21 protein-coding genes are annotated in these 18,894 nt (G+C 60.5%); 8 read left to right on the plus strand and 13 right to left on the minus strand.

What is annotated here, in order from left to right; all coding sequences use genetic code 11:
* Positions 1 to 24: 24 nt before the first annotated feature.
* On the minus strand, positions 25 to 624 hold the full coding sequence (locus E1K68_RS19845; RefSeq protein ID WP_094774042.1) for a DTW domain-containing protein: 600 nt from the start codon (positions 622 to 624) through the stop codon (positions 25 to 27).
* Positions 625 to 631: 7 nt separating this feature from the next.
* On the minus strand, positions 632 to 1,525 hold the full coding sequence (locus tag E1K68_RS19850) for a LysR family transcriptional regulator (protein ID WP_003193084.1): 894 nt from the start codon (positions 1,523 to 1,525) through the stop codon (positions 632 to 634).
* 244 nt (positions 1,526 to 1,769) lie between these two features.
* On the opposite strand from E1K68_RS19850, the gene speB reads away from it, so the two are divergent.
* Both speB and E1K68_RS19860 read left to right on the plus strand, forming a co-directional pair.
* Positions 1,770 to 2,720 carry an agmatinase gene (speB, locus tag E1K68_RS19855; protein WP_003193086.1) on the plus strand — a complete coding sequence of 317 codons (951 nt, stop codon included), beginning with the start codon at positions 1,770 to 1,772 and terminating at the stop codon, positions 2,718 to 2,720.
* Positions 2,721 to 2,854: 134 nt separating this feature from the next.
* Complete coding sequence (locus E1K68_RS19860; RefSeq protein ID WP_003193087.1) at positions 2,855 to 4,237, plus strand: sodium:solute symporter; 1,383 nt, start codon at positions 2,855 to 2,857, stop codon at positions 4,235 to 4,237.
* Positions 4,238 to 4,365: 128 nt separating this feature from the next.
* Here E1K68_RS19860 and E1K68_RS28090 read toward each other — a convergent pair whose 3' ends face one another.
* Positions 4,366 to 4,488 (minus strand): PA1414 family protein, encoded by a 123-nt coding sequence (locus E1K68_RS28090; protein WP_003193089.1) that lies wholly within the window; start codon positions 4,486 to 4,488, stop codon positions 4,366 to 4,368.
* Positions 4,489 to 4,630: 142 nt separating this feature from the next.
* Complete coding sequence (locus E1K68_RS19865; protein ID WP_003193090.1) at positions 4,631 to 5,524, minus strand: LysR family transcriptional regulator; 894 nt, start codon at positions 5,522 to 5,524, stop codon at positions 4,631 to 4,633.
* Positions 5,525 to 5,628: 104 nt separating this feature from the next.
* Here E1K68_RS19865 and E1K68_RS19870 point away from each other — a divergent pair, with 104 nt between their 5' ends.
* Entirely contained in the window at positions 5,629 to 6,807 is a 1,179-nt protein-coding gene (locus E1K68_RS19870) for an MFS transporter (RefSeq protein ID WP_003193092.1), read from the plus strand.
* Here the strand turns inward: E1K68_RS19870 and E1K68_RS19875 are convergent.
* Both E1K68_RS19875 and E1K68_RS19880 read right to left on the minus strand, forming a co-directional pair.
* Positions 6,751 to 7,149: a DUF2177 family protein gene (locus E1K68_RS19875; RefSeq protein WP_057709760.1), complete on the minus strand. Its 399-nt coding sequence runs from the start codon at positions 7,147 to 7,149 to the stop codon at positions 6,751 to 6,753. The genes E1K68_RS19870 and E1K68_RS19875 overlap by 57 nt on opposite strands.
* 111 nt (positions 7,150 to 7,260) lie before the next feature.
* Positions 7,261 to 8,097 (minus strand): S1-like domain-containing RNA-binding protein, encoded by an 837-nt coding sequence (locus E1K68_RS19880; RefSeq protein ID WP_019820451.1) that lies wholly within the window; start codon positions 8,095 to 8,097, stop codon positions 7,261 to 7,263.
* A gap of 323 nt (positions 8,098 to 8,420) precedes the next feature.
* Between E1K68_RS19880 and E1K68_RS19885 the strand changes: the two genes are divergently transcribed.
* From E1K68_RS19885 to E1K68_RS19895, 3 genes are all read left to right on the plus strand, one after another.
* Positions 8,421 to 8,600 (plus strand): hypothetical protein, encoded by a 180-nt coding sequence (locus E1K68_RS19885; protein WP_003193095.1) that lies wholly within the window; start codon positions 8,421 to 8,423, stop codon positions 8,598 to 8,600.
* A gap of 212 nt (positions 8,601 to 8,812) precedes the next feature.
* Positions 8,813 to 9,535, plus strand: a complete 723-nt coding sequence (locus tag E1K68_RS19890) for a TorF family putative porin (RefSeq protein ID WP_003193097.1) — start codon at positions 8,813 to 8,815, stop codon at positions 9,533 to 9,535.
* 66 nt (positions 9,536 to 9,601) lie between these two features.
* Positions 9,602 to 10,468: a DUF6279 family lipoprotein gene (locus tag E1K68_RS19895; protein ID WP_057709759.1), complete on the plus strand. Its 867-nt coding sequence runs from the start codon at positions 9,602 to 9,604 to the stop codon at positions 10,466 to 10,468.
* Here the strand turns inward: E1K68_RS19895 and copD are convergent.
* The 5 genes from copD to E1K68_RS19920 all read right to left on the minus strand — a co-directional run bounded on the left by copD (position 10,465) and on the right by E1K68_RS19920 (position 14,847).
* Complete coding sequence (copD, locus tag E1K68_RS19900) at positions 10,465 to 11,346, minus strand: copper homeostasis membrane protein CopD (protein WP_003193101.1); 882 nt, start codon at positions 11,344 to 11,346, stop codon at positions 10,465 to 10,467. The two genes, E1K68_RS19895 and copD, sit on opposite strands and share 4 nt — an antisense overlap.
* Positions 11,343 to 11,729: a copper homeostasis periplasmic binding protein CopC gene (gene copC / locus E1K68_RS19905; protein ID WP_003193103.1), complete on the minus strand. Its 387-nt coding sequence runs from the start codon at positions 11,727 to 11,729 to the stop codon at positions 11,343 to 11,345. The genes copD and copC overlap by 4 nt, the downstream gene beginning before the upstream one ends.
* Before the next feature lie 49 nt (positions 11,730 to 11,778).
* A complete protein-coding gene (locus E1K68_RS19910) occupies positions 11,779 to 12,606 on the minus strand; it encodes a copper resistance protein B (RefSeq protein WP_212614915.1) in 828 nt (275 codons plus the stop codon).
* A 10-nt stretch (positions 12,607 to 12,616) separates the two neighbouring features.
* Entirely contained in the window at positions 12,617 to 14,332 is a 1,716-nt protein-coding gene (locus E1K68_RS19915) for a copper resistance system multicopper oxidase (protein WP_003193107.1), read from the minus strand.
* Positions 14,333 to 14,457: 125 nt separating this feature from the next.
* A complete protein-coding gene (locus tag E1K68_RS19920; RefSeq protein WP_003193108.1) occupies positions 14,458 to 14,847 on the minus strand; it encodes a hypothetical protein in 390 nt (129 codons plus the stop codon).
* A 153-nt stretch (positions 14,848 to 15,000) separates the two neighbouring features.
* Between E1K68_RS19920 and E1K68_RS19925 the strand changes: the two genes are divergently transcribed.
* On the plus strand, positions 15,001 to 15,270 hold the full coding sequence (locus E1K68_RS19925) for a hypothetical protein (RefSeq protein ID WP_003193109.1): 270 nt from the start codon (positions 15,001 to 15,003) through the stop codon (positions 15,268 to 15,270).
* A gap of 106 nt (positions 15,271 to 15,376) precedes the next feature.
* Here the strand turns inward: E1K68_RS19925 and E1K68_RS19930 are convergent, their stop codons facing one another.
* Positions 15,377 to 16,723 carry a DEAD/DEAH box helicase gene (locus E1K68_RS19930; RefSeq protein ID WP_003193110.1) on the minus strand — a complete coding sequence of 449 codons (1,347 nt, stop codon included), beginning with the start codon at positions 16,721 to 16,723 and terminating at the stop codon, positions 15,377 to 15,379.
* A gap of 192 nt (positions 16,724 to 16,915) precedes the next feature.
* Between E1K68_RS19930 and E1K68_RS19935 the strand changes: the two genes are divergently transcribed.
* Complete coding sequence (locus E1K68_RS19935; RefSeq protein WP_003193111.1) at positions 16,916 to 18,208, plus strand: mechanosensitive ion channel family protein; 1,293 nt, start codon at positions 16,916 to 16,918, stop codon at positions 18,206 to 18,208.
* 16 nt (positions 18,209 to 18,224) lie between these two features.
* On the opposite strand, the gene E1K68_RS19940 is transcribed toward E1K68_RS19935, so the two are convergent.
* The gene (locus tag E1K68_RS19940) at positions 18,225 to 18,791 is read right to left on the minus strand and encodes a TetR/AcrR family transcriptional regulator (protein ID WP_003193112.1); all 567 of its coding nucleotides are present in this window, start codon (positions 18,789 to 18,791) and stop codon (positions 18,225 to 18,227) included.
* Between the last annotated feature and the right edge of the window lie 103 nt (positions 18,792 to 18,894).

Here is an 18,894-nt window from a genome sequence, read left to right on the forward strand (position 1 = left end):
ATGGCTTAAAGGCATAAGCAGCGTTTATGTCGGGTCGCTATGATTACGCTGGAAAACTTCAGCGCCCATCGCGGCAATCTGCCCTTCGATCAGCGCTTCAAAGGGTTTGAGCAGTGGCTCAAACGACGTCGGCGCTTCCAATACCTGCAACGCTTGCGTGATCGCTTCGACCGTCGATAAGGCGCCAGGCCCCGGCGCCTTGCGCAAGCGATAGCGGGAAACACCGCCGTCGGCCAATGTCACCCGGGGCAGCGCCGCCAACAAAGGGTTGAGGTGCAACAGCTTGCGTGCCTTGCGCCAGGTGCCATCGGGAACCACTAACAGCAGTGGCTGATCGTCAGGTGCGTAGGCGTGCAGCGGCTCGGCTTCATCCGCCGGAAACAACAGGCGTGCCCGATAGCCAGGCGGGTTCAATAGCGTCGCCAGGTCATCAAACACCTCCCCCACCACCAACTGCGCGTTGTTCAGGCCCAACGCCGCCAACCGCGCAGTATTGAGCGCATGGCCGACCTCGCTCGGGTGCTGCAACACCAACACGCGGGTGCGGCTGTCGAGGTGGGGGATCAGCGCACAGAGGCAGTGCGTGGTCGGGCGCAGGCAGCGCGGGCAATGGGGTCGGGACATGGTGTTTTCAGGCCTGGTTGAGCTGGGTCTTGAGCAAATCGCGAAAAGTCTGGATCAGTGGCTCGCGGCTGCGGCCACGGCGCATGATCATCGAAAACGGCGCCTGGTAACCGAAGGTGGCTGGCAGCAAAACGCGCAGGTCGCCCTTGTCCGCCCAGGCCTGGGCGTAGTGCTCCGGCAGGTAGCCAATATAAGCGCCCGACAACACCAGAATCAGCTGCGCCTCCATACTTTCCACCGTCGCAGCGCTGTGCTTGAAGCCGTGGCGCGCCAGCTCGGCCTGGCTCCAGTAACCTCGCCCGACCATGCGTTGCTGGGTGATCACTTGTTCCGGGATGCGCCGCTCGTTAAACAGCGGGTGCCGGGTGCTGCAATACAACCAGTGCTGTTCGCGGTACAGCGGCATGTAGATCAGCCCGCTCATGCGGTTGGAAAACGCGCCGATGGCCAGGTCCAGGCGGTTGTCCTGCACCCCCAGTTGCAATTCGTAGGGGCTCATCACCGACAGGTGCAAATGCACTGCCGGGTGCTCCAGGCTGTAGGCGCCAATCACTTCAGCGAACGGCAAGGCCTTGTCGCTGACGGTGGAGTCGAGCACCCCCAGCTTGAGGGTGCCACGCAATTCGCCTTTCAACGCAGCGGCGTATTGCTCGAAACCTTCAAGTTCGCCCAACAGGCGCAGGGTTTCCTGATGAAACAGCTCGCCCTTGCTGGTCAGGCTGAAGCCGCCACGGCCGCGATGGCACAGCACCAGGCCCAAGGCAGATTCAAGTTGGCTCATGTAGGTGCTGATGGCCGACGTCGACAGGTTAAGTTCGTGCTGGGCGCTGGCAAACCCTTGATGGCGCACGACGCTGACGAAGATGCGCAGGAGTTTCAGGTCGGGCAAGGCGTTGGCCATGGGGGCTCCAGGGGGGCACACTAAAATTGTGGGAGCTGGCTTGCCTGCGATGGCGCTGTATCAGCCACCCGGTCTATCCCTGACAGACCGCCATCGCAGGCAAGCCAGCTCCCACATTTGGATGGAGTTTACCCCAGGCTTTAGTTTAGAAAAATCTGAACTAAGTATTTGCCTCTGCCGATTCTTCCTACGCCAGGCTTTTCGCAGAATCGGCCCCTGACAACTAAAACAACGAGGCAATCCCGTGGACAAGATTCTCCACCAACCACTGGGCGGCAACGAAATGCCGCGCTTCGCCGGCATCGCCACCATGATGCGTCTTCCCCACCTGCAAACGGCCAAGGGCCTGGATGCTGCCTTTATCGGCGTACCCCTGGATATCGGCACCTCGCTGCGCGCCGGTACGCGCTTCGGCCCTCGGGAAATCCGCGCCGAATCGGTGATGATCCGGCCCTATAACATGGCCACCGGCGCCGCCCCGTTCGACTCACTGTCAGTGGCCGATATCGGCGACGTGGCGATCAATACCTTTAACCTGCTCGACGCGGTGCGCATCATCGAAGAGGCCTACGATGAGATTCTCGAGCACGACGTCATCCCCCTGACCCTGGGCGGCGACCACACCATCACCCTGCCGATCCTGCGGGCGATCCACAAAAAACATGGCAAGGTCGGGCTGGTGCATATCGATGCCCACGCCGACGTCAACGACCATATGTTCGGCGAGAAAATTGCCCACGGCACCACCTTCCGCCGCGCCGTGGAAGAAGGCTTGCTCGATTGCGACCGCGTGGTGCAGATCGGCTTGCGTGCCCAGGGGTATACCGCCGAAGACTTCAACTGGAGCCGTAAGCAAGGCTTTCGCGTGGTCCAGGCCGAAGAATGCTGGCATCACTCCCTGGCGCCGCTGATGGCCGAAGTGCGAGAAAAAGTCGGCGGCGGCCCGGTGTACCTGAGCTTCGACATCGATGGCATCGACCCCGCCTGGGCGCCCGGCACCGGCACCCCGGAAATCGGCGGGCTGACCACCATCCAGGCCATCGAAATCATCCGCGGCTGCCAGGGCCTCGATCTGATTGGTTGCGACTTGGTAGAAGTGTCGCCGCCCTACGACACCACCGGCAACACCTCGCTGCTGGGCGCCAACTTGCTGTACGAGATGCTCTGCGTACTGCCTGGCGTCGCGCATCGCTGATACAGCGTCTTCACATTAACAATCAAGGGGATCTAACAGGTCCCCACAACGATGTACCTGACTTTCGCTCGCGTGTTTACCGAGCCAGCTGCCGCCTGATCGCCCATAAAAAATATAATCGGAGAACCGCCGTCATGGCTTTGGATTTATTCGTCGTACTCATCTACGCCGCCGGCATGCTGGTGCTCGGCTACTACGGCATGCGTCGCGCCAAGACCCACGAAGACTACCTGGTCGCCGGCCGTAACCTCGGCCCGTCCCTGTACATGGGCACCATGGCCGCCACGGTACTAGGCGGTGCCTCCACCGTCGGCACCGTGCGCCTGGGGTATGTGCATGGTATTTCGGGTTTCTGGCTGTGCGCCGCACTCGGCGCGGGCATCATTGCCCTGAACCTGTTCCTGGCCAAACCCCTGTTGAAGCTGAAAATCTTCACCGTCACCCAGGTCCTGGAAAAACGCTATAACCCCATGGCCCGCCAGGCCAGCGCGGTGATCATGCTGGCCTACGCGCTGATGATCGGCGTGACCTCGATCCTGGCCATCGGCACCGTGCTGCAAGTGCTGTTCGACCTGCCGTTCTGGATGTCGGTACTGGTGGGCGGCGGCGTGGTGGTGGTGTATTCGACCATCGGTGGCATGTGGTCGCTGACCCTCACCGATATTGTGCAATTTGTGATCAAGACCGTCGGTCTGATGTTCATCCTCTTGCCGATCTGCCTGTACCGCGTCGGTGGCTGGGATGAGCTGGTGGCCAAGCTGCCGACGTCGAACTTCAGCTTCACCGCGATCGGCTGGGACACGATCATCACCTACTTCATGATCTACTTCTTCGGCATCCTGATCGGCCAGGATATATGGCAACGGGTGTTCACCGCCCGTGACGAAAAGGTCGCCCAGTACGCAGGCACTTTCGCCGGCTTCTATTGCATCCTGTACGGCCTGGCCTGTGCGCTGATCGGCATGGCCGCCCATGTGCTGATCCCGGACCTGGACAACGTCAACAATGCCTTCGCCGCGATCGTCAAAGCTTCGCTGCCGGACGGCATTCGCGGCCTGGTCATCGCCGCCGCGCTGGCCGCCATGATGTCCACCGCCAGCGCCGGCCTGCTCGCCGCCTCCACCGTGTTGACCGAAGACCTGCTGCCCCGCCTGCGCGGCGGCAAGGCGTCGAGCCTGCGTATCAACCGCCTGTTTACCCTGTTGACCGGCATTGCCGTGCTGGGCATCGCGTTAGTGGTGAACGATGTGATCAGCGCCCTGACCCTGGCCTATAACCTGTTGGTGGGCGGCATGTTGGTGCCCTTGATCGGCGCGATCTTCTGGAAACGCGCGACGACCTCGGGCGCAATCACCTCCATGAGCCTGGGCTTTGTGACCGCGCTGGTATTCATGTTCAAGGATGGGCTGGATGCAAACACACCGATCTACTACAGCCTGGCGGTGGCGCTGGCGAGCTTTGTGCTGGTGAGCTTGCTGTCGCGTCGGCCGGCCAAGGTGGCGGCTGCGGTGGTTTAAGCTATAACAGGGACGGGGATATTTTCTTCAGCGGGCGCGACGTCGGAGGTCGCGCCCGTTTTTTTCGCCTGATAGAAAGTAATTGTGGGAGCGGGCTTGCTCGCTCCCACATTTTTTGGACCGCGTGATTAGCGGCGACGTGGCCGACGCTGCTCGTCATCCGTGCGGATCGGCACCGGTTGCAGTGGAGGCTCGATCAAGCCCAATGCAACGCCAAGGTCGTGGAGCCAGTTTTGGATTTTCTCTTTCATGATTGCCCCCTTTGAGGGTAGTGCTGGCCGGCGTGAGTTCTGTCGCCGTTTCCTACAGTGATAGTAGCCCTAAGTCCTAGGTAATGCTTGAAGGAAACCACAACGAACTATTACTGAATTGATCCGAATCCTGACGGATCGTTCAAGCAATGGCACGTGTGTCTTGCACGCATCGCGGATTGCCGTCTTGCTGCAGGTCGATCCATGCATTGAGGTTAGCGCCGAGCATACCCTTTCGCCACATCAGCCAGGTGGTCGCAGTGGCAAAAGGCCCGGTCAGCGGATGAACGGACACGCTGTCCTTGCCGGGCAGGCTGTCGAGCATGGATTCAGACATCAACGCCACGCCGGAACCTGCAATCACGCAGGCGAGCATGCCTTGGTAGGACTCGATCTCGATGGCTCGCCCCATCGCCACACGCTCGTGGGAAAACCAGGTTTCCAGGCGCGTGCGGTAGGCGCAACTGCGCCGGAACGTGAACACCGCACGGCCCGCCACATCCTGGGGGCCACGCACCGGCGGGTGATCGGCCTCGCAAATCAGCACCAGGCGCTCTTCGCACAGCGGTACGCCATCCAGGGTGGCGATGGTCAGCGGGCCGTCGACAAAGGCTGCGTCCAGGCGCCCGGTAATCAGCCCTTCCAGCAACTCCCCACTGGGCGCCGACTGCACCTGCAGGTTCACCATGGGGTAAGACTTGTGATAGCGCGCCAGCAGCTTTGGCAAATGAACCGCGGCGGTGCTGTACATGCTGCCCAAGACGAAGTCACCGGCCGGCTGCCCGCCTTGTACCGCGCCGTGGGCTTCGTCGTGCAGCGCCAGCAGGCGGGTGCTGTAATCCAGCAGTACTTTGCCCGCCGGAGAAAGCTGCAAACGCTGGCGCTCGCGCACGAACAGATCGACGCCCAGTTGCTCTTCCATTTGTTTAAGCCGGGTCGACAGGTTGGAGGGCACGCGGTGCAGGCGCTCAGCGGCGCGGGTGATGGAGCCCTCTTCCGCCACGGCCTGGAAAATGCGCAATTGACTGAACTCCATTACTTTCTCCAAAAATGAACAAGTTACTCACTATTATTCAATTTTACAGAAAGTCAATCCGTCTTAGCCTGCAAGGCATTCGCTTCTTTGCAGGAAACCTGAATATGTCCCCGCTGATTCGTTTACTCGCCAGCTTCGTCGCCCTGATGATGGCCATGGGCATTGGCCGCTTCGCCCTGACTCCGCAAATGCCGCATTTGCTCAGTGAAGGCCAGATCGACCTGACCGGCGCCGGCCTGCTCGCTGCCGCCAATTACCTGGGTTATTTCGTCGGCGCGGTGGACTCGATCTTTGCCCGTAGCCATCAGCATGTGCGCGGGCGCCTCTACGGCGGGTTGTGGCTGTGCGTATTGCTGACCCTGGCGTCCTACTGGGCTAACGGGTTCTGGCCGCATTTGTTGCTGCGTTTCGGCACTGGGGTCGCCAGTGCGTGGGCTCTGGTGATGATTACCAGCCTGAGCCAACCACTGGCGATTGCCGCCGGCCGTCCACGCCTGGGTGCGCTGGTGTTTGCAGGGCCGGGGTTGGGGATTGTGCTGACGGGGCTGCTGGCGCTGGTTTCCAACCTATTGGGGCAAAGCTCTGCAACGCTGTGGTTGCTCTACGGGACGGTGGCGCTGGTGATGTTGCTGGCGATCCTGCCATTTTTACCCAAGCCGGCCATCACTGTTACACAGGCCGCCAGCGCGGGGAGCAACGGCAGCATCGCGCACCTGTGCTGGATTTATTTCTTGTTCGGCCTGGGCTACATCATCCCGGCGACCTTTCTGTCGCAGATGGCCAGCGCTCAATTCCACGGGGCCTGGCAGGCCGATCTGTTCTGGCCCTACTTTGGCCTGGCGGCCGCGCTGGGAGTGGGGGTGGCCAGCCTGCGCCGCAAGCACCCGAATACCACCCGTCACTGGCTAATGGCGACTTTATGGCTGCAAGCGGCCGGGGTGTTCGCCTGCCTGCTTGGCAATGGCTGGGGCTTGGCGCTGGGCGTGTTGCTGTGCGGTGCGCCCTTTCTGGCCTGCATGCAACTGGTGATGGCGCGGCTCAGAGAAGTCGCGCCCCATGGCTACCAACGCAGCACGGGGTTGCTGACCGCCAGCTTCGCCGTCGGCCAATTGAGCGGGCCACTATTGGCGTCGGTCAGCAGCCATCTCAGTGGCGGCCTGCAACCGGCATTGGTCGTTGCCGGTACCGGGTTGTTATTAGGCGGTTCAGTACTGATCAACCGCCCTCTACCGCCGCAGCCGATTTGCACACAAGTGGCCAACAGTGCAGCAAATGGCGGTTAGGCACGTGCCCCACGCCATGTCCATCAGCGCCAACCCAGCGGACCAGCCTTGAAGCGTGGCCCAGTTGCTCAAGTCATAGGTGCCATAGGCCACCAGGCCAAGCAAGGCGCCCAAACGCGCAGCGCGCTGCCAACTGGCGCTGGGCAAGACCACCAATACTACGCAACCGAGGACATACAGGAGATAGAACAATACCGCAGGCAGCAGGCGTGGCTGATCAAGCATCAGCGCGCCGAGCAGGGATTTGTAGGTGGAGCCCATGAGCACGCCGAGCCAGAGGCCGTCGAGGACCAGGAAGGCGAGCAAGGTGCCGAGGTAGGCAAAAACCGTTCTTTTCGACATGGCACAACCCTGTAGGAGCGAGCTTGCTCGCGAAAAACGTACATCCGACGCCACACTGCGCCTGGAATATTTTCGCGAGCAAGCTCGCTCCTACAGGAGAGCAGCCTGTACTCAGCTTAGTTCAATGCGGTCCGCATGAATCACGATCTGCCCTTGCTTGTAGAGCGCACCAATGGCCTTCTTGAAGTTGCCCTTGCTCACGCCGAACAAGTTGCTGATCACCGCCGGGTCGCTTTTGTCGCTGACCGGCAGGGTGCCGTTGTTGTCGCGCAACTTCGCGAGGATCTTCGAGTTCAGGCTGGAGGCCGCTTCCTGGCCCACCGGTTGCAGGCTCAGGCTGATGTTGCCATCGGCGCGGATCTCTTTGATGAAACCCTTCTCTTCCTTACCCGGACGCAGGAACTTGAACACTTCGTTCTTGTGGATCAGGCCCCAGTGCTTGTTGTTGATGATCGCCTTGAAGCCCATGTCGGTGGCTTCGGCCACCAGCAGGTCGACTTCCTGGCCCACCTGGTAGTTGGCTGGCGTCTTGTCCAGGTAACGGTCAAGGCGAGCGGTGGCGGTGATGCGCTTGGTGTGCTTGTCGAGGTAGACGTGCACCACGCAATACTCACCTGCGGTCAGCTGGCGTTTTTCTTCCGAATACGGCAGCAGCAGATCCTTGGGCAAACCCCAATCAAGGAACACGCCAATGCTGTTGACTTCCACAACTTTCAAACTGGCAAATTCACCGACTTGAACTTTGGGTTTTTCGGTGGTGGCGATAAGTTTGTCATCGCTGTCCAGATAAATGAAAACGTTGAGCCAGTCTTCATCTTCACTGGGAATATCTTTAGGGATATACCGATTAGGCAAGAGGATTTCCCCATCTTGCGCACCATCGAGGTACAAACCAAAGTTAGTGTGCTTGACCACTTGCAAGCTGTTGTAGCGCCCGACTAAAGCCATTTCCAATACCCTCATTGCGTGGGCGGCATTCTACCCGAGTTGGGCCCTGCACGCGCGCGCGCCTGAAAAATCGCGGGCTGGCATGGCGTTCCAATGGCAGCGCCCCACTCGTCTGATCGTTCGGTTCACTTTGAGCAGGCCATCAGCGGGCCACCCGGCCTGTGGTTTCCAGCTAAAACAGTAAGTTAGCGCTTTATTTCGGCGTTGAACTTCGGCTATTTCCAGCGCTGGATATTAATCCTGAGGGATATTTGCCAAGCAATTGTCAAGTATTTCCTGTACGATGCCTGGCCAAGTTAATTTTCTACAGGTTAGTGGCCGCCATGCGTGTAAAAGCATCCAACAGCAAAGCAAAGCCAGCTCCCGCCGTTGAAACCAGCGAATCGATCAATAGCCAGATTGCTGCGTTCCTCAAGTCCGGCGGCGAAATCCAGCAAATTGCCAAGGGCGTGAGCGGCCAGACTTTCGGCCCGTCCAAGCAGATCAGCCTGGGCAAGAAGTAATAGTCATACCCTCGCACTGTATCTGGTCCCTAAGCGTCTTGCCTTCAAGGCGCTAGGACTAGAGTTGCAACCCCCTCCCAACACCTTCAATACGCAGCTAATCGACGAACGGGCCTCAACGCCTGGCATTCGCCGGTATCCTTGCACACGTCTAGCACGGGCATCCGCCTGAATCTTTCCGTTACTGCTCCTCGCTTTTCATGGAGTGAAGCATGCTTAAACGCTGTATTGTCGTGGTCAGCCTCCTGGTCGCCAGCCCTTTGGCCCAAGCGCATATCTTCCAGCGTGAACTGGGTGACTTCGACCTGAAATTAGGCACCACCCCCACCCGCACCATGGCCCAGGGCCTGGTCAAGCCGACCGCCCCTGGCAGCGACTCGTTCCACGGTGGCCTGGACCTTACCCACGATAGCGGCCTGTATTTCGGCCAGTTTTCCCCGAACATGGGCCTGTCGTCGGCCAATAACCTTGAAGTCGACTCCTACATGGGCTTCAAGCGTCCGTTCGACCAGACCCTGGGCTACGAAGTCGGCTTGATCCACTACAGCTACCCCAAGGTCAGCCCCCTCGATAGCCAGGAGTTCTACGGTGGGCTGAACCTGTTGGGCAACCGCTTTGGCGTGTCTTTCAGCAACGACCCCGACCGCCAGGACAGTACCCTGTTCGCCGACCTGGGCGGCACCCAGCCTTTTGGCATCGGCGTCAGCATGAAGTACACCACCCATCAACTGGGCACACCGGTCTCGGTAGAGAACGGCGCCATCAGCAGTTTCAGCGATTGGTCGGTGCAATTTTCCCGGGCCTGGAAAGGCATTGACCTGGACTTGATCTACAGCGGCTCCAGCCTCAGCGGCAGTGACTGCTCGGCCTACTCTGGACACAATTCGCAATGTGATGGGCTGTTGACCTTGAAGGCTGCACGGTCGTTTTATTGATGGGCTGAACTGTCGCACCCCGCGCAGGTTCACATGCATTAACGCCCTCCATGCAAGGACCTGCCCATGTTGCGCCGGCTCAAACTCCTGATGGTATTGCTGACCCTGAGCCTGGTGCTTGCCGGCTGTAATCGCGTGGGCCTGGCCTACCGAAACCTCGACGTGATCATCCCCTGGACCCTCAACGACTACCTGGACATGAATGCCGGGCAAAAGAGCTGGTTCAACGACACCCTCAAGGAGCACCTGGCCTGGCACTGCACCACGCAATTGCCTGGCTACCTGGACTGGCTCGACCGCCTGCAACAGATGGTCGACAGCAACCAGGTCACCGACGCCGCGTTGCAAACCCGTACTGTCGAAGCCAAACAGGCAATTGCCGAGATTGCGCGGGAAATCACCCCCTCAGCCGTGCAATTGCTGCAAGGCCTGGACGATCAGCAGGTCAAGGACATGAGCGACGCCCTGGCCAAGGACCTGCGTAAACGCCAGGACGAATACCTCAAGCCGCCGCTGGCCCAGCAAATCAAGGAACGCGCCGAACGCATGAGCAAGCGACTGGACGCCTGGATCGGCCCGTTGAGCCCAGGCCAGCAAAACCGCGTAACAGCCTGGTCCGCCGAGTTGGGCGCACAGAACCAGGCATGGATCGGCAACCGTGCCCATTGGCAGGCGCAATTTATCGAGGCGCTGCAACAGCGTCACAGTGCCGATTTCCCGCAGAAAATCCAGCAACTGCTGGTGGATCGCGAAAGCCTGTGGACCCCGCAATACCGCGCCGCCTACGCACAGACCGAAGCCGCCGCGCGCGGCTTGCTCGTGGACGTGATGGCCCAAAGCTCCCCAGCGCAGCGCGTGAAACTCACCCAGAAAATCGACAAGGTCCGCAGCGACTTCCAGACGCTTAAATGCCTGAAAAGCGCACAGTCTTAGTCAGGCGCCAAGGTGCCCAGCCAGGCCACCAGGCCAAGGATGAGCACCACAGCGCCAAACTCCAGGGCCATGCTGCGCCGTAACGCACGGATCGCCACGTTATAATCGCCCGCCGCGATAGATTGTTGCAGAAGCGGCGTCAGGTGAAAGCGATTGAGCGCCGCCAAGGCCAGCATCACGCCGAACAACCCCAGCTTCAGGCATAGCAGCACCGCGTAGACTCCGCCGTTGATGCCCCCCAGATTCGGCCCGACAACAAACAGATAATTGGCAACGCCAGTGCCGATCAGCACCAAGACAAATCCCGCGCCAATGCGCTCAAAGCCTGCCAATGCGCTGGCCAGAACCTGCACTCGATCATCCTGTGGCAACGGCGCAGGCATCAACAACAAACCGAATGCCGCCAACGCCCCCACCCAACCCGCCGCTGCCAACAGGTGTGCACTGTCGCTGACGATATGCCACACACCTTGCACGCCTTCGTGCATTACGCCGTGCCCTGTCCACACCAGGGTGGCCAACGCCACGCCAGCCGACAGCGTGGCCAGCGCCAGATGAGTGCTCAGTGCCGCCAGGACCAGCGCCGCGATACGCACCCACCACGTCAGCCCCAAGTCGGTCTGCCACAGCATCATCTGCACATGCGGCCATAGCGCCTGCCAATCAGTGGCGCCGCTCATGGATTGGGTCATGACCAATAGCGACGCCACCGAAAACGCCAGCCCCAAGCCGCCCGTCAATCCCATCCATGCCCTTAGATTGAGCCATCTACGTTGCTCAGCGTGCAGACCATAAAGGCCGAACAGTCCCAATCCAAATAGCATCATCAGGTCGAGATAGAGCGCGAAGCGCAATGCGATGGAGATCAGCTCACTCATGGCTGCACGCTGAACACCACATTACCGGTGATCGGATGTGTATCGGACGACACGGCACGCCAATCCACCCGATAGCTGCCGGTGGTAAGTGCGGAGACCGGCTTGATCAACATCACCTTGGGGTCGCTGCTCGCCGACACGCTGGCCTTCACCGGCATCGGCGAATTGGGCATGCCCGGCATGTCGGTCATGATCAACTTGGCCCCGGAAAACTGGGTCAGCAGGTTTTCTGAGAAATGCAATTCAATCACTGCGGGAGCGGCGCCCTGTGCGCCTGCCGCCGGAATGGATGACAGCAGCTTGGGGTGGGCCGAAGCGGGCAGGCTAAGACTTAAACCTACCCACAGCGCAGCACCCAGCAGCGTGGTTTTCAACATAGACATGCAAGACTCCAGGCCGCGCCAGGCGGCGAATAATAAAAAGGGAAACCCGTCAGAACCACAAGCGCACGCCGACGACCCAGCGCAGTTGATTGATGTCTTCGTCTTCGTCCCGTGCGTATTGCGCGGTCTGGCCATAAGCCCGGTTCCAGCTGACCCCAACATAAGGCGCAAACTCGCGGCGAACTTCGTAGCGCAAGCGCAGGCCCAGTTCACTTTGCGCCAAGCCCGACCCGACACCCCGTTGCGGATCGTTCTGCGCATAGAAGTTGAGTTCTGCGGTGGGCTGCAGGATCAGGCGGTTGGTGAGCAGGATGTCGTAGTCACCCTCAAGGCGTGCGGCGGTATGCCCCGATTCGCCGACAAACAACGTGGCTTCGGCCTCGAAGTTGTAGAGCGCCATGCCTTGTAGGCCAAAGGCCGCCCAGCTCTGGCTAGCACCGGGCTTGAAGTCCTGGCGCACGCCGCCGACCACATCCCACCACGGGCTGATTGCGTGCCCCCATAACGCTTGGGCTTCGGCGCTTTCAGTGCGGCCGGCGCTGCGTTCGCCTTCACTGCGTAGCCACAACCGGTCGATGTCACCGCCGACCCAACCCTTGATGTCCCAACTCTGCGCGTTGCCGTCGCCGCCCTGCCATTCCAACTGGTTGATCAGCAGCATCGAGTTCACGCCGCTGTCGTGCACCTGATGCCCTCCCGGCGCGCTGTAGACCGCTGCACGGTCTGCGTCGGTCAGCGCCGGAATCGGCGTACGGCTTTGCGTCAGCGCTGGCGTCGCCGGGCTCATGCCCTGAAATTCATCCTCGGCCGCCAACGCCCATGGGGCGAACCCCAGCGTGGCGAAAGCGATGCAAAGGGCTGAGAAGCAACGGTTCACGCTCGCTTCCTTATTCATGCACGCGCACCTCACGGAACATGCCCATTTCCATGTGGTACAGCAGGTGGCAGTGATAGGCCCAGCGCCCCAGGGCATCGGCGGTGACGCGGTAACTGCGACGGGAGCCGGGAGGCATGTCGATGGTGTGCTTGCGCACCTGGAACTGGCCGTTTTCGTCTTCCAGGTCGCTCCATAAGCCATGCAGGTGAATCGGGTGGGCCATCATGGTGTCGTTGATCAGCACCACCCGCACGCGCTCGCCATAAGTCAGTTGCAACGGCTCGGCATCGGAAAACTTCACGCCATTGAACGACCAGGCGAACTTCTCCATATGCCCGGTGAGGTGCAATTCGACGGTGCGCGAGGGGTCGCGGCCATCGGGGTCTTCGAAGGCACTGCGCAGATCGGCATAGGTGAGCACCCGGCGGCCGTTGTTGCGCAGGCCAATCCCAGGGTCGTCGAGCTTGGGCACCGGGTTCATCGCCTGCATGTCTACCAGCGGGTTGTTCTGTTCGCTGGCGGGGTGTTTCTGCATCGCCATCGCGCCCATGGCGCTGTGATCCATGCCTTCCATGCCCGGCATATCGGCCATGGCACCGTGATCCATGCCACCCATGCCCATATCTGCCATAGTCAGCCACGGGCGCGGATCCAGCGGCGGTACCGGCGCAGTCGCGCCAGGCTGCCTGGCAAGGGTGCCACGAGCAAACCCTGTGCGGTCCATGGACTGGGCAAACAGGGTGTAGGCGTCTGCTACGGGCTCGACCAGCACATCGTAGGTTTCCGCCACGGCGATACGGAATTCGTCGACGCTCACCGGCTTGACCGGCTGCCCATCCGCGGCGATCACGGTCATCTTCAGCCCGGGAATACGCACATCGAAATAGGTCATCGCCGAGCCATTGATAAAGCGCAGGCGAATCTTTTCCCCCGGCTTGAACACCCCGGTCCAGTTCTGCCCAGGCGGCTGGCCGTTGAGCAAGTAGGTGTAGGTCTCACCGCTGACGTCCGCAAGGTCGGTGGGGTTCATCTTCATTTGCGCCCACATCAGCCGGTCGGCAGCCGTGGCCGACCAGCCCTGCTCGCCCACATCCCGGATAAAATCGCCCAGGGTGGGTTTGTGCAGGTTGTAGTAATCGGACTGCTTTTTGAGGGTCTTCATCAGGGCGACGGGGTCTTCGTCGGTCCAGTCCGACAGCATCACCACGTAGTCACGCTGGTAGGTATAAGGCTCGGGCCCCTTGGGGTCGATGACCAGCGGGCCATACACGCCCTGCTGTTCCTGAAGCCCGGAATGGCTGTGATACCAGTAAGTGCCGTGCTGTTTGACCTTGAACTGGTAGACGTAAAGGCCGCCCGGCTCGATGCCCTTGAAGCTCAGGCCGGGCACGCCGTCCATGGTCGATGGCAGCAGGATGCCGTGCCAGTGGATCGAGGTGGGCTCCCCAAGGCGGTTTCTCACGCGCAGGGTCACGGTGTCGCCTTCGCGCCAGCGCAACAGCGGGCCGGGCAGGCTGCCGTTGACGGTCAACGCAGTGCGCGCACGGCCTGTCAGGTTGACGGGGGTCTGGTCAATAAACAGCTCAAATTCGCTGCCGGCGAGTACCGTGGGCTGGCCGGGGCTGGTCAGCGCCCACACCGGCGGGCGCCAAAGCCCAAGCCCGCCGAGCAGGCCGCCTGCGGCCAGGCCTTTGACGAATGTGCGTCTGGAGGTTGTGGAGTGCATGCCGATTCAAGTCCGTGAGTTGAATGGCAGCAGATTAGGATTCGCCGGCTGTCAGCAACCTTAGCGGCAGATTACCGATTCGACAGGTTCGCCCGGCTCCCTTGGGGCGCCGGGACATAAAAGGATCAAGCGATCTGGGCTTTGGACGCCACTTCAGCGAACGTTGCCGGATCAAGCGCATCTACCTGTTCATCCAACACCTGACGCGGATGATCATTGCCGGGAATCGAACTGTCGATCAGCGCCAGCAATTGCGCACCCAGCGCCGTCAGAATGAAATTCTCGCCATTGCCGCCCTCTTCTTCCGGCCGCGATTCAATAAAGCCACGCTTGAACAGCAGCGCCTCGTAATCGGCAGCGGTCTTCTTCAGTGCGTCCAGGTTGCCAGTGTCCTCGCCGGCCGTCGCCTTCTCGGCCGCTTCCTGCTCGGCGTATTTGCGCGGGGCAAAGCTGCCCTCGCCGTTCTGCACTTCATGCAGCAGACGTTCGATCAGATCCCAATTGTAAGTCGTCATCCTGATTCCTCCTGCAGGCCGATGGAGTTAGCCCGTCTAAGGGAGTGACACGTCCTGGCACTGGCCGTTCAACCGAACGGACGGGCGTCATTTCTCTGAACTTTCCAGAGGTTCGCCACCTCAACTGCACATCACTGCCAAGGAAGTCCGACCATGAAAACCTTGATGAAGCTGACCCTCGCCGCCACGCTGTTAAGCGCCCTGCCCGCCTGGGCCTGCACGCCCGAGGAGGCCACCGCCAAGCGCGAAGAACTGGCCAAGGAAGTAACCAAGCTCACCGAGCAGAACCCGAACAAGGCCAAGGAGATGAATGCCAAGCTGCAGAAGATGGACCTGGATACCGAAAGCGCCGAGTTTCCCGACAAGTGCCAGTTGATCGATGCGCGGCTCAAGGAGCTCAGAGAAGCTGCGGGGAAGCGTTGAGCACAGCGCGACGCAGAGCGTCTCTGGAGGCATTCCCACGCGGAGCGTGGGAATGATCATGGCGAAAAAAAACCGGACATTGTCCGGTTTTTTTATGCCCGCCTGCTTATTCGGCAGCCGGTGCTTCTGGCTTGCGGCGCTTGAGCGGGGCCATGCCGTCCTTGCTGACGAGCGACAGGTTGTCGGTCTTCGGCCGGTTGGCGATCTTGCGCTTGGTCGGCGACTTGGCGCCGGTTTTCTTCTTGTCGCCCTTGGCGTCGGTCTTTTTCTTCTTCACGCCAACGGCCTTGCCCGAGGCCTTGACCTTCTTCGGCCCGGTGTACGTGCCTTTGACTTCCTTGATGGTACGGCGCTCGAACGACTGCTTGAGGTAGCGTTCGATGCTCGACATCAGGTTCCAGTCGCCGTGGCAGATCAGCGAGATGGCCAGGCCATCATTGCCGGCCCGGCCGGTACGGCCGATACGGTGCACGTACTCGTCGCCGCTGCGGGGCATGTCGAAGTTGATCACCAGGTCCAGGCCGTCCACGTCGAGGCCGCGTGCGGCAACGTCGGTGGCCACCAGGATCTTCACGCCGCCCGCCTTGAGGCGGTCGATGGCCAGCTTGCGGTCCTTCTGGTCTTTCTCGCCGTGCAGCACGAACGCCTTGTATTCCTGCGCAACCAGGCGCCCGTAGATACGGTCGGCGGCAGCACGGGTGTTGGTGAACACGATGGCCTTCTGGTAGGTCTCGTTGGCCAGCAACCAGTTCAGGATCTGTTCTTTGTGCACGTTATGGTCAGCGGTAACGATTTGCTGACGCGTGGTGGCGTTCAGGTCGCTGACGTTGTTGACCTGCAAGTGCTCAGGGTTGTTCAGCACCTTGGCGACCATGTCGCGCAGGGTCGAACCACCGGTGGTGGCGGAGAACAGCATGGTCTGCTGACGGTTGACGCACTCGCCGACCAGACGCTGCACATCATCGGCAAAGCCCATGTCGAGCATGCGGTCGGCTTCGTCGAGCACTAGCACTTCGACTTCCTTGAGGTCAAGGTTGCCAGCGTTGAGCTGCTCGATCATGCGGCCAGGGGTGCCGATCAGAATATCCGGCACCTTGCGCAGCATGGCGGCCTGGACCTTGAAGTCTTCGCCACCGGTAATGATGCCGGACTTGATGAAGGTGAACTGCGAGAAACGCTCGACTTCCTTCAGGGTCTGCTGGGCCAGCTCGCGGGTCGGCAGCAGGATCAGCGTCTTGATGCTGACGCGTACCTTGGCCGGGCCGATCAGGCGGTTGAGCACCGGCAGGACGAAAGCGGCGGTCTTGCCGCTGCCGGTTTGCGCCGTCACCCGCAGGTCACGCCCTTGCAGCGCGAGCGGGATGGCCGCTGCTTGCACAGGCGTAGGCTCGACAAATTTAAGCTCGGCCACGGCTTTGAGCAGGCGTTCGTGCAGGGCGAATTGGGAAAACACGGGTGCTACCTCGAAGAAATACAAAATATCAGCTGCATAGGTTACCGGTTTCGCGCGCCCAAACCGAGTTTCTTTACGCGAACGGGGCTAATCAGCTGCTTTTTTGTCAGCGATTTTGTCCAGAGCGTCAACTTTGTTGCACTTAAATGCTCTAATCGCCCCGTGTTGTCTTACAGAAGAATCGGTTCACTCATGGATATCAAACAGCTCTGGCTCAACGTCCAAGACCTTTGGGGCGCCCTCGATGAACACCCGGTCCTGCATTCCAGCCTCGGCTTGCTGGTGTTGCTGGTGGTGGCATTGGTGGTGGGACGGGTCGCCCGTTACCTCATCCTGCACGCGGTCAAATTGCTCGGCCGGCAACCGGCGCTGCACTGGCTGAACGACCTGCGGCACAACAAAGTCTTCCATCGCCTGGCGCAAATGACGCCATCGCTGGTGGTCCAGTTCGGCCTGTACCTGGTGCCGGACCTGAGCAAGACCGCCATCCTGTTCATCGGCAACGTCGCCCTGGCGATCAGCATTCTGTTCATGGTGCTGGCCATGAGCGCCCTGCTCAACGCGCTGCTGGATATCTACGCACGCACCGAACACGCACGCACCCGCTCGATCAAGGGCTATGTGCAACTGGCGAAAATGGTGCTGTTCGTGTTTGGCGCGATCATCATCGTCGCCACCCTTATCGACCGCTCGCCGCTGTTGCTGCTGTCAGGCCTGGGTGCGATGTCGGCGGTGATTCTGTTGGTGTACAAGGACACCCTGCTGTCGTTCGTCGCCAGTGTGCAATTGACCAGCAACGACATGCTGCGCGTGGGTGACTGGATCGAAATGCCCCAGGTCGGTGCCGATGGCGATGTGGTGGATATCACCCTGCACACGGTGAAGGTGCAGAACTTTGACAAGACCATCGTTTCCATCCCCACCTGGCGCTTGATGTCCGAGTCGTTCAAGAACTGGCGTGGCATGCAGGCCTCCGGTGGGCGCCGTATCAAGCGCAGCCTGTACATCGACGCCAGCGGCGTACGCTTCCTGAACGATGAGGAAGAAGTGCGCATGACCCAGGTACACCTGCTCAGCGGCTACATCAGCCGCAAACAGGCCGAACTCAAGGCCTGGAACGAGGCCCAGGGCCACAGCGCGCAACTGTCGGCCAACCGTCGGCGCATGACCAACCTCGGCACCTTCCGCGCCTACGCCTTGGCGTACCTGCAAAGCCACCCCGACATCCAGCCGAACATGACCTGCATGGTGCGCCAGATGCAAACCACGGCCCAGGGCGTGCCGCTGGAGATCTACTGCTTTACCCGCACCACCGCGTGGGGCGATTACGAGCGGATCCAGGGGGATATCTTCGATTACCTGTTGGCGGTGTTGCCGGAGTTCGGGCTAAGCCTGTATCAGCAGCCAAGCGGTAATGACCTGCGCGCCGGCGTGCTGCCTGCGTTGGCCGGAGCCACGCAGGTGTCCGTCGCCGAAACGGCATGAGGTGATGCGAACGGGATTACGGCAGTGACGCCGTAATCTCCTTGCGGCACACCTCAAGCACTTCATCGGCCAGGGCGGAATCGTCCGGGCACGCCCGCGACAGCATGATTGCGCCAATGGCATGGGCCATGCTGTCGAGCATTTTCGCCCGCACGTCTTCCTGTGGCCCGTCATGAACCGCGTTGTACTTTGCTTCCAAGGCCTGCAGGGTGTTTTCCAAGCCGTCGGCAAAGGTCGCCTTCAGCGTGTCCGATTGACGGGCAGCATCGGCACACAACGCCGCCAATGTGCATCCACCGCCGCGATGATCGCGGTGCTGCCTGGACAGGTAAACCTCGAAAAACTGCTCCACCTCCATCTCCGCGCTATCAGCCAGTGACTGCGCCAGGCTGTTGGCGGCCGCTTCCGCCATCAGGTCCGCCTTGGAACCGAAGTGCTTGTAAAAGCCGCCTTGGGTAAAACCGGCCGCAGCCATCAACTCGGCCACGCCCACGCCATCGAAACCCCGCTCGCGGAACAGTTCGGAAGCTGTCGCGACGATATGGGCCCGATTGCTTTGTGACTGCGCCTTAGTGATCTTCATGTGTGTGTGGTCCTGCACGCTTGCGAGATAGGCATATTACTATGATGTTGATCATAATCAAAACCGTTGACAGCTTTGATTATGACCGACATCATAAAACCTC

Source organism: Pseudomonas sp. B2021, from assembly GCF_018135665.1.
GTDB lineage: Bacteria > Pseudomonadota > Gammaproteobacteria > Pseudomonadales > Pseudomonadaceae > Aquipseudomonas > Aquipseudomonas lactis.

What these genes read in the sequence shown, in the direction of transcription:
- E1K68_RS19885 (WP_003193095.1), top strand. Translation starts at nt 8,421, where the DNA reads ATGCGTGTAAAAGCATCCAACAGCAAAGCAAAGCCAGCTCCCGCCGTT.
- E1K68_RS19935 (WP_003193111.1), top strand. Translation starts at nt 16,916, where the DNA reads ATGGATATCAAACAGCTCTGGCTCAACGTCCAAGACCTTTGGGGCGCC.
- E1K68_RS28090 (WP_003193089.1), bottom strand. Translation starts at nt 4,488, where the DNA reads ATGAAAGAGAAAATCCAAAACTGGCTCCACGACCTTGGCGTTGCATTG.
- E1K68_RS19940 (WP_003193112.1), bottom strand. Translation starts at nt 18,791, where the DNA reads ATGAAGATCACTAAGGCGCAGTCACAAAGCAATCGGGCCCATATCGTC.
- E1K68_RS19880 (WP_019820451.1), bottom strand. Translation starts at nt 8,097, where the DNA reads ATGGCTTTAGTCGGGCGCTACAACAGCTTGCAAGTGGTCAAGCACACT.
- E1K68_RS19875 (WP_057709760.1), bottom strand. Translation starts at nt 7,149, where the DNA reads ATGTCGAAAAGAACGGTTTTTGCCTACCTCGGCACCTTGCTCGCCTTC.
- E1K68_RS19915 (WP_003193107.1), bottom strand. Translation starts at nt 14,332, where the DNA reads ATGCACTCCACAACCTCCAGACGCACATTCGTCAAAGGCCTGGCCGCA.
- E1K68_RS19890 (WP_003193097.1), top strand. Translation starts at nt 8,813, where the DNA reads ATGCTTAAACGCTGTATTGTCGTGGTCAGCCTCCTGGTCGCCAGCCCT.
- E1K68_RS19845 (WP_094774042.1), bottom strand. Translation starts at nt 624, where the DNA reads ATGTCCCGACCCCATTGCCCGCGCTGCCTGCGCCCGACCACGCACTGC.
- E1K68_RS19850 (WP_003193084.1), bottom strand. Translation starts at nt 1,525, where the DNA reads ATGGCCAACGCCTTGCCCGACCTGAAACTCCTGCGCATCTTCGTCAGC.
- E1K68_RS19925 (WP_003193109.1), top strand. Translation starts at nt 15,001, where the DNA reads ATGAAAACCTTGATGAAGCTGACCCTCGCCGCCACGCTGTTAAGCGCC.
- E1K68_RS19870 (WP_003193092.1), top strand. Translation starts at nt 5,629, where the DNA reads ATGTCCCCGCTGATTCGTTTACTCGCCAGCTTCGTCGCCCTGATGATG.
- E1K68_RS19920 (WP_003193108.1), bottom strand. Translation starts at nt 14,847, where the DNA reads ATGACGACTTACAATTGGGATCTGATCGAACGTCTGCTGCATGAAGTG.
- copD (WP_003193101.1), bottom strand. Translation starts at nt 11,346, where the DNA reads ATGAGTGAGCTGATCTCCATCGCATTGCGCTTCGCGCTCTATCTCGAC.
- E1K68_RS19865 (WP_003193090.1), bottom strand. Translation starts at nt 5,524, where the DNA reads ATGGAGTTCAGTCAATTGCGCATTTTCCAGGCCGTGGCGGAAGAGGGC.
- E1K68_RS19860 (WP_003193087.1), top strand. Translation starts at nt 2,855, where the DNA reads ATGGCTTTGGATTTATTCGTCGTACTCATCTACGCCGCCGGCATGCTG.
- E1K68_RS19895 (WP_057709759.1), top strand. Translation starts at nt 9,602, where the DNA reads ATGTTGCGCCGGCTCAAACTCCTGATGGTATTGCTGACCCTGAGCCTG.
- copC (WP_003193103.1), bottom strand. Translation starts at nt 11,729, where the DNA reads ATGTCTATGTTGAAAACCACGCTGCTGGGTGCTGCGCTGTGGGTAGGT.